The sequence below is a fragment of the Okeania sp. SIO2B9 genome (assembly GCF_010672505.1).
Lineage (GTDB): Bacteria > Cyanobacteriota > Cyanobacteriia > Cyanobacteriales > Microcoleaceae > Okeania > Okeania hirsuta.
Window position 1 is genome coordinate 1 of record NZ_JAAHGK010000137.1, and the last position, 8,915, is coordinate 8,915.

Sequence of the window (8,915 nt, forward strand, 5' to 3'; positions counted from 1 at the left end):
AAGGAAATTAAACAACAAACAGAATTAGATTGTTCCATTGTCTTGCAAAGGTCTTATTCTACTGAAAAAAAAGAGCGGTCAGGAAGCTCATTGCTGCATAAATTAAAAGAAATAAAATCTGAAATTAAAAACAATGCTTTAATAATTGTTGTTTTATGGAATGATCTACTAGAGAGCGTCTATAGGGAAATTAAAGATACTGTAAAACCACATTTTTCTCAATGTGTAAAAGAGAAATAAGAGAATAACCCATCAGACTTTAACCACCGATATAAATTGTGGAACAATTGTTTTTTATTGGCATCATTTAGATGATGCAGAGTGATATAGTTTCAGCAGTTGTAAACCAGAATTAAAAAGTTATAGTAGGAGATGATAACTCAAGCTTCCGTGGAAAATAATACAGTTCTTAAAAGAATATCATAAATGATTGACCAAACAATGGAAAATGATAGTCTTGATCAGGAATTAGATCGAGATGAACTTATTCAGACTTTCTCGAAATTATTAGATAGAGTGTCACCTCAAATTTTCCTATTTCTCAATGATGAACAACTAAAAAAAAAGGGTTGAGAGAGTTATGTCAACAGAGTTATTATCGACAATACTTGATGATTTTACCTCAGAAGAAAAAGAAATTTTTAATGCTGCAGTAGAAGGGAGATATTAAGGTAAGTGATATACTAAATATTAGTATGGTTTCAGCAGTTGTAAACCAGAATTAAAAAATTATAGGAGGAGATGATGATTCAAGCTTCCGTGTTTAATGAGTTTTGTTAAGAAATTACAATTTTATTGTTAAACAATTTATCAATTATCGAAAAAACATCAGAAATTAATATAGACTTGAGACGAAAAGGAAGAACAATATCAAATTTCGATCTATTCATCGCAGCAATGGCAATAATTTATAATTTAACTCTGGCTTCTATGATTTTGATATTTTGAGAGTTCAGGGGATAAATGCAGAGAATTACTTACAGGCTAAATAGAGCGATCGCAGTTACTTAATATTTTTTAATAATTCCTCATGCTTGTATAATCATACTTATTTTTATTGATTGCTTGAGATTTTGAGTTAGGGGAAATTAATGATATCTTAAAAAGATAATGGAATAATAGTTATTAGTATTAAGTGAAATGATCGTGTATATATTAATTCTATCCCAGTATCAAGTTCGTCTTTCAGTCATTTAATAGCCTTGACAAAATTTATAAAATAGTCCAGGGATAAAAATCTCACTTGCATAAACATCATTATTATATTAAGTATATTTTTTGGTATAGTAATTAACCAGAATTAACTCACATCGCCAAGAATAGTTGAATTAAAGCATCCGTGTAATTTATTGAGAAAATGTTAAATATTAAAAATCATCTTTGAAGTAAAATTACTAAAAATTAAGAATTGTAAAAAATGGGAGTTATGCAGTAATGAAAATTCTTGTATTAAGCTGGGAGTTTCCACCAAGAATTATTGGAGGCATAGCACGTCATGTTGCAGAATTATACCCAGAAATGGTGAAATTAGGACATGAAGTGCATTTAATCACAGTCAAGTCTGGCGAAGCGCCAATGTATGAAATTGTAGAAGGGATAGAAGTACATAGAGTGCCAGTCGGACCAAGTCAAAACTTCTTTCATTGGATAGCAAATATGAATGAAGCTATGGGTCGTCATGGAGGGAAACTAATAAAAGAAGAGAAAAATTTTGATATAATTCATGCCCATGATTGGTTAGTCACCGATGCAGCGATCGCTCTTAAACATATCTTTAAACTACCATTAATAGCTACAATTCATGCCACAGAAAATGGTCGTCACAATGGTATTCATAATCATAGCCAACAGTACATAAATGAGAAGGAAAAAGAGCTAGTTTATAATGCTTGGCGAGTCATTGTTTGTTCTAAATATATGAAGCTAGAAGTAGCAAGAACTTTAGACAGTCCTTGTGATAAAATAGATATAATTTATAATGGTATTTGTGCTGAAAAAAAACCAAGTAGAGATGAGTTTGATGCAGTAAATTTCCGCAGGCATTTTGCAGAAGATCGAGAAAAAATTGTCTACTATTTAGGTAGAATGACCCCAGAAAAAGGTATTTCTGTGTTAATTCATGCAGCACCGAGAGTAATTGCAGAAATGGGAGACCGGGTAAAATTTATTATGATCGGTGGCGGAAAAACAGACCTTTGGAAAAAAGAAATATGGCATTTGGGAGTTTCTGAAAGATTTAATTTTACCGGGTTTATGTCTGAAGAAAATTTAGATAAGTTTCAAGCGATCGCTGACTGTGCAGTATTTCCCAGTCTGTACGAACCTTTTGGTATTGTTGCCCTAGAAAGTTTTGCCGCGCGAGTGCCTGTGGTAGTTTCGGATACGGGTGGTTTACCAGAAGTGGTGGAACATGGTAGAACAGGTATTGTCACGAAAGTTGGTAATTCTATTTCTTTAGCACAAGGCATTGTAGAGGTGTTGAGAGACTCTGATTATATGCAAAAATTGGTTAGTAATGCTTATCAGGAATTAGAATATAAATTCTGTTGGGGTAGGATAGCGAAACAAACAGATATGGTTTATCAGAGAGTGGCAGCAGAAAGGTTACAGGTAGTTTGGTAATTCAAACAACGGGAGTATAGCGCTACGCGCAAGTCAGAAGTAATTCCTAACTAACTTTGAGCATTTATAAATGTTCACATCCTATTTGCGTAGTGCTATATAGCGCTGTGCGCAGGCAACAGGCAACAGCTCCGGAAGGGGGAATAAAAAACCTATAATATAAGACTTTTAGCTATTGGACACTTCTTGTAATTTGTAAATATGCCAGCGCACATTGCTATATCTTTGGACGCGGTATGTACTTTTGGTATCGTTTGTGTAAACCCAAGGGTGAATATCTACAGGAAATTTAGGTTTTTTTCTTGCTCAATAACCTTCTTTCCTCTTCCTTCTTCCTTCTTCCTTACCTTCGCGCTTACAATACCGATGCTACCGGAGATGATATAAAATGGGTTATATAGAACCCATTTGAGTTCTATATAATTATGGTAGTCAAGTCTTTTCGCCCATCAATTTTGAGGAAAAATCATCTGAAGGAGTGTTGAATTTTTTGTATTATTTCTCCCCACATCTTCCCTCTTCCCTCTTCCCTTCCCCTCCTGGGAGGGGTTATATCAAATCCGTTTAATTGGACATAAAAAAAATCTTCAATCGCCATAACTACGTTTATCTTTGTAATTCTTTCTCCTCCTGAGGAGGTCCTCCTGACTTCCCCTCCCCTCCTGGGAGGGGTTAGGGGTGGGTTGACTCCTCCTAACTTAACCATTCTATGGCTGTTTAACCGGATTTGATATTAGGGGTGGGTTGTCTCCTGTCTCCAGTATAGCTGTCTCCTGACTCAAGGCTAAAAAAACGCGCATATTTATGAAGATACGATCGGGGGTTCTATATGTTTGCGGTTGCTTGACGTAAAAATGTGGCGTTGCTGAGTGGTAATGATTTTGAGATTAACTTTGGGCACAAAACATCAGTTTTTCAATTTTATAGCGCTGCGCGCTGGCATATTTACAAATTGCAGGAGGTGTCCAATAGCTAAAAGTCTTATATTATCGGCAATTTATTCCCCCTATTGCCTGTTGCCTGTTCCCTGTTCCCTGCGCGCAGCGCTATACCTTCAGCTAATAGACATCTCCAAGAATAAAAAATCAATATCTATATCCCAAAGAAATTATCAATTCTTTCCCCTCCATGGTCGGGGCCCGCGGGTGGGTTCCCTACTGCCTACAGCAAAGCTGCCTACTCCCTATGGGTGGAGTAGATGTCTAATTATCATTACATTTAATCAACGCCAAAGATGTAATAGTGGCGATCGCGTGTTCGGCCACCAAGTCTATTTCTTCAGCAGTATTAAACCGCCCGATACCAAAACGCACGGAAGCATAAGCTAATTTTTCTGAGCGTCCCAAAGCGGCCAAAACATGGGAAGGTGCTATTTTTGCAGAAGTACAAGCGGAACCGGAAGAGACCGCCACCACAGGTTGTAACCCCAATAACAATGCTTGCCCATCTACACCCTCAACACTAATATTCAAATTTCCTGGCAAACGCTGAGTCGGATGTCCGTTGAGAAAAATATTTTCCACTGTTTGCAGCTTTTCCCACAACTGTTGTCGCAAAGTAGTTAACCGTTTTGCCTCTGACTCCATTTCTGTTACTGCCACTTCTACAGCTTTACCAAAACCGACTATTTGGGGAGTATACAAAGTGCCAGAGCGCATTCCTCTTTCGTGACCGCCCCCATGTATTTGAGGTGCTAATTTTACCCTGGGATGACGACGACGCACATAGAGAGCGCCAACACCTTTTGGACCGTAAATTTTGTGGGCAGTTAATGATAGTAAATCAATATTCATTGTCTGCACATCTAGAGGAATTTTCCCAATAGCCTGTGCAGCGTCAGTATGGAAAATTACTGAATTTTCTTTACATATTTCTCCTATTTTTGCCAAGGGTTGTAAGACACCAATTTCATTATTTGCTGCCATGACAGAAACTAAAATTGTATCGGGACGTATGGCAGTTATTAGGGAAGTTAAATCAATAATTCCATCTGTATTTACAGATAAATAAGTAACTTCAAATCCCAAGTTTTGTAAATATACACAGGGGTCGAGAACGGCATTATGTTCCGTGGCAATAGTAATAATATGTTTACCTTTATTGAAGTAAGCTTCGGCGACTCCTTTTATTGCTAAATTATTTGCCTCTGTCGCTCCACTGGTAAACACAATTTCTTCGGGGGTGGCGTTAATAGCTGAAGCTAAAATTTCTCTAGCTTTTTTAACTGCTGCCTCTGCTTCCCAACCATATTGATGAGTGATACTGGCAGGGTTGCCAAAATATTCGGTGAAATAGGGCAACATTGTTTTTAATACTCGTTCATCAAGAGGAGTAGTCGCGTTGCAGTCGAGATATATAGGACGTTTTAACATAATAATTAGGGTTTGTGTATGGAAAGTCTTTTAGTAGGGGTAGGAGACAGGAGACAGGAGACAGGAGACAGGAGAAATGGGAATGAGCGAGGAGATAGGAGTAAGAATTGTCCCAAGATTGTTCTGTGTAGGGGGAAATAATTTATACAGCGCTTCCCGTTGCCCGCGAGGTACACCCCGAAGATGGCTAGATTGCCTCACTACAATATTTTCATCATTTACCCTGTATCTCATTTGCCCAAAATATGCTTTCATTAATGGATAATTGATAATTACCTCTGGTTAAAACCGTTCTTGATTGAATATAACGAATATTTTCTTTTTTTTTTCCTTAAAAGGGGAGGCTTCAAGGCGCGAATTATTTAATTATTAATAATTAATTATTCGGTAATTATTGATTTGATTTTTTATTATTGTAAATGTTTAATTGATAACTTGACCTAATTTTTTTAAGATACTGAGTACATGATAAAGTTCATTAGTTTGGGGATTAGAAATTGTGAATTTTTTAGATAAAGCATATTCAGGTAGATTTTGTTTAACTAATTTGATAAATTGAAAATCATCTCCGTTGGTTACTAATCCAAAAATTGGTTGTTCTGGATGAGGATTAGTCATCATATAAGTGAGGGCTTGAGGGATACCATTAATTATAGATAATCCAGCATTTTTTGACTCAATTACTAATAACCATAGATGATGTTTAAAAACTATTATATCAATCCGACCTTTGATTATTTCATCCTGTGTTTCCACAGAAACATCAATAGAATTTTCATCTACAATATCAAAAGGAAGCTGATAAAAATCTGCCCAAGCAAGTAGGGGAGCAATTACTGTCATTTTTACCAAATTTTCTGAAATTTCCCGATGTTTAATAGCATTCAAATAATTTGCTTTTGCTCGGTCTAATACTTGTTTTTCGATATCGGTTATTTCGGGTAAATTATCAAACCATTCTCTAAAGAATTGAATATCATCTGTTTGGTTGAGACTAAATTTATGCTCAACATCAATCATATTTAGTTTATTTGCTTGAATAATTGCTGTCATGTTTTTCGTCTGTTGTATTATACCATTGAAAAAAACAGTAGTCCAGTAGGGTGCGTTAGCGGTAGCGTAACGCACCAGAACCCTATATCTATATCAGGACTTACGCATAAGGTACGAAAAATTAGGATTTGAGATTGTTTTCCGGGACGGAATGCTCCGTAAAACCTGTAGGTCGCAATGACGAAAATACGTTGTACTGCTTAAGTCTTATATGTGTCACTCGGTAAATCCTGTTCATATTATATCATGTTCGGTTAAATACTTAGCCAAATCTTTCTCGATCTCCCTACACTCCCCATAATAGCACGATCGCTACTTTTTAGCGTACCATCTTATCTTCTTTCCTTGAGCATAACTCTTGTTTCCTCCTGAATTCTGAATTCTGACTCCTGACAACTGATAACTGAATTCACCCTTCTCCTTGACAAACAAAACCTGCCCAATAATAAGGATGATTAAAGGGTTTTTCGCCCCCTATTGATTTTTTAGCTTCGCTGACTAAATCCAAAACTTCCTGACAGTTATCAGCTATTTTCTCCTGTTCCTCATACTCTCTGCTCCCTTCTTCAAACTCTTCTAATACTTCCTCTGCATTCTCCAAACTTTCCTCCGCTTTTGCCAAAGTTAACTCCTTCAACTCCATCTGTGCTTGCCATAACGCATTCGCACTAGAAATACCTGCGGCGCGGTTGCGGTGGTAAAAATATGATAAAATTGTCGTTGCTAAATCATTGACTGCCCACAAACTACTAATAACATTCGACGCTCCTGCTGATAAAAAGGCAGCACTGAGGGTAAAAATATCGTCCGTTAATTCTGAATTTCCTAACGCCGTTTCACAACAGGAGAGAAATAAGTCTCCTAACTGGGGGAAACGGATGCTCGCATTCAGCAACTCCCCTAATGTTAAGTCCGTGTCTCCTAGCAATAACTTTGACTCCAAAGGTTCGGTTAAATTAGATTTTGCGTGGTGACTGGAGAGTAAACCTAATACTTTCTCTCTCGTCAACAACTGTTTATACTTAGCTTTGGTTGCCTGTTTGCTGCCTTTGAGATGGTGTTCGGGGGCGACTCCATAAATTTGTGCTACTAACTCGCATTCTTTGGGAGTGTATGGTAAGTCGTCTCTGGTATTTTCGACGATACCGTAACGTGGTAGGTCTGACTCCGAATATGGTGCTTGTTGCCGACAAAATGTTAATACCTGGGTGCTGGGTGCTATTCTCACCAGGAATTTATCGCCTAAATATTTGCCGTTGTCTAGGGGTAATGCTGGTAACGGAATTTGATGCAGATACATAAAGTGCACCAGAATAATTTCTTTGATGTCCGTGAGTTTTTCTATCAGTTGGTTAATTTGCAGTCTGTCTGCTAATTCTTTTAACATTCCCTCCATTTTGTCTTGCCATTGTTTGTATAAGTCGTGTTTCTGTTGTTTGCGGGATGCGTTAAAGTCGGAAAAACTAATTTCTGTTGTGGTGCCATCTTTGAGTTTAACTATAACATTGGATGGTTTGGGGTTAATAGACTCAATGGCATCAATATCGCACTTGGCTAAAATTGCTGCTGCTTGACGTACTGCTAAATCATTTATTTCGGCGTAGGGTTCTAACCAATTATCCTGTAACCACAGTTGGAGATTTTTGTAACCTTGCTCTTGACAACGGTGCAATTTTACCCCTGCTTGAGTGAGGATAAAAATATAAGTGTCATTTCTGGTGGTGTAGAAACTCAGCAGAGCAACATCGTCTCTCTCCATCTCCCCCCTTTCTAAGGGGGGTTGGGGGGGATTCAACACCTCCCCCCTTTCCAAGGAGGGTTGGGGGGGATCATTCCTAAATTCCAACAACTCCTTCATTTTCTCCACACTAACTCCCGGTGCTTGTTGACCTTCAGCTAAAACCGGGTCTAGTTGACGCATCTGTTGCCAAATTTGCCGTTTTTCAGCTATTAACTTTCCGATATCCTCCGTAATATCATCCCACTCGTCGCGGGTAAGGTTACGACTAGCACCTACTAATTGCTTTTCTTCTGGAGTTTCTAACTGCCGACGTAAACTGTCGATTTCGCACTGTTTTGCTTCCATTTGTTTTTCCAAGTCGCGGATAGCTTCTGGTACCTCACCATTTTTGTATAAATCTTTGGTAAGAATTAAGTCAAGCAAGCGACGACAGCGAAATCTTTCTATAGTTTCTAAAGCTTTGTCATATTGTTCAGCATTAACTGAAGCTTGAATCATATTTTCATAGACATTTATATTGTCACGCAAGATTTCTTGCCTAGCAATTTCATTGGGTATCCAATTTCGACTTTGCTCAATGGCGACAATAGCTATTTCATAGTTATCTATGGCGAGTTGATAGTTTTTTTGTGTTGAGGCTAAGTTGGCTAATTGACGGGCGGTTTTTAAACAGTCTGCCGGTAAAGTTTCTGGTTTCCTAACTCTCAAAGCAGCTTGATAGCAGGCAATAGCAGATTCTATGTCGTCAGCTATGTTACCTTTGATTCTGTAAACGTAGGCTGCTCCTAGGTTGTGTTGAGTCTCTGCCCAATCTCGGGGGTAGTCAGAGAGGGTATATACTCTCAAAGCAGTTTGGTAGTATTTAATCGCAGATTCTATGTTTTCGGCTATGTTACCTTTGATTCTGTCACTGTAGGCTGCTCCTAAGTTTTTTTGAGTCTCTGCCCAATCTCGGGGATGGGCAGATTCAGTGAATACTCTCAAAGCAGCTTGGTAGCAGACAATGGCAGATTCTATGTTTTCGGCTTTGTTACCTTTGATTCTGTTTTTGCAGGCCGATCCTAGACAGTTTAGAGTCTCTGCCCAATCTTGGGGGTAGTCAGAGAGGGTATATACTCTCAAAGCAG

8 protein-coding genes are annotated in these 8,915 nt (G+C 37.9%); 4 read left to right on the forward strand and 4 right to left on the reverse strand.

Annotated elements, in window-relative coordinates:
* From F6K13_RS07325 to F6K13_RS07335, 3 genes are all read left to right on the forward strand, one after another.
* The coding region (locus F6K13_RS07325; RefSeq protein WP_287287112.1) for a hypothetical protein at positions 1-240 on the forward strand (240 nt) is incomplete at its 5' end.
* A gap of 186 nt (positions 241-426) precedes the next feature.
* Positions 427-573 (forward strand): hypothetical protein, encoded by a 147-nt coding sequence (locus tag F6K13_RS07330; protein ID WP_161564767.1) that lies wholly within the window; start codon positions 427-429, stop codon positions 571-573.
* 861 nt (positions 574-1,434) lie between these two features.
* A complete protein-coding gene (locus F6K13_RS07335; protein ID WP_124147861.1) occupies positions 1,435-2,622 on the forward strand; it encodes a glycosyltransferase family 4 protein in 1,188 nt (395 codons plus the stop codon).
* Between the two features lie 466 nt (positions 2,623-3,088).
* On the opposite strand, the gene F6K13_RS07340 is transcribed toward F6K13_RS07335, so the two are convergent.
* Positions 3,089-3,328 (reverse strand): hypothetical protein, encoded by a 240-nt coding sequence (locus F6K13_RS07340; RefSeq protein ID WP_287287114.1) that lies wholly within the window; start codon positions 3,326-3,328, stop codon positions 3,089-3,091.
* Between the two features lie 496 nt (positions 3,329-3,824).
* Positions 3,825-4,994 carry an IscS subfamily cysteine desulfurase gene (locus F6K13_RS07345; protein ID WP_287287115.1) on the reverse strand — a complete coding sequence of 390 codons (1,170 nt, stop codon included), beginning with the start codon at positions 4,992-4,994 and terminating at the stop codon, positions 3,825-3,827.
* An 18-nt stretch (positions 4,995-5,012) separates the two neighbouring features.
* Here F6K13_RS07345 and F6K13_RS07350 point away from each other — a divergent pair, with 18 nt between their 5' ends.
* Positions 5,013-5,135, forward strand: a complete 123-nt coding sequence (locus F6K13_RS07350) for a hypothetical protein (RefSeq protein ID WP_275670478.1) — start codon at positions 5,013-5,015, stop codon at positions 5,133-5,135.
* A gap of 282 nt (positions 5,136-5,417) precedes the next feature.
* Here the strand turns inward: F6K13_RS07350 and F6K13_RS07355 are convergent, their stop codons facing one another.
* Together F6K13_RS07355 and F6K13_RS07360 are read right to left on the reverse strand one after the other, a co-directional pair.
* The gene (locus F6K13_RS07355; protein ID WP_124147863.1) at positions 5,418-6,047 is read right to left on the reverse strand and encodes a type I restriction endonuclease; all 630 of its coding nucleotides are present in this window, start codon (positions 6,045-6,047) and stop codon (positions 5,418-5,420) included.
* A 409-nt stretch (positions 6,048-6,456) separates the two neighbouring features.
* Positions 6,457-8,915 (reverse strand): CHAT domain-containing protein (locus F6K13_RS07360; RefSeq protein WP_287287117.1); only part of this gene is annotated, 2,459 nt, incomplete at its 5' end.

Excerpts from the sequence above, each read along its gene's own strand:
- F6K13_RS07340 (WP_287287114.1), bottom strand. The coding sequence starts at position 3,328 with ATGGTTAAGTTAGGAGGAGTCAACCCACCCCTAACCCCTCCCAGGAGG.
- F6K13_RS07355 (WP_124147863.1), bottom strand. The coding sequence starts at position 6,047 with ATGACAGCAATTATTCAAGCAAATAAACTAAATATGATTGATGTTGAG.
- F6K13_RS07350 (WP_275670478.1), top strand. The coding sequence starts at position 5,013 with ATGGAAAGTCTTTTAGTAGGGGTAGGAGACAGGAGACAGGAGACAGGA.
- F6K13_RS07345 (WP_287287115.1), bottom strand. The coding sequence starts at position 4,994 with ATGTTAAAACGTCCTATATATCTCGACTGCAACGCGACTACTCCTCTT.
- F6K13_RS07330 (WP_161564767.1), top strand. The coding sequence starts at position 427 with ATGATTGACCAAACAATGGAAAATGATAGTCTTGATCAGGAATTAGAT.
- F6K13_RS07335 (WP_124147861.1), top strand. The coding sequence starts at position 1,435 with ATGAAAATTCTTGTATTAAGCTGGGAGTTTCCACCAAGAATTATTGGA.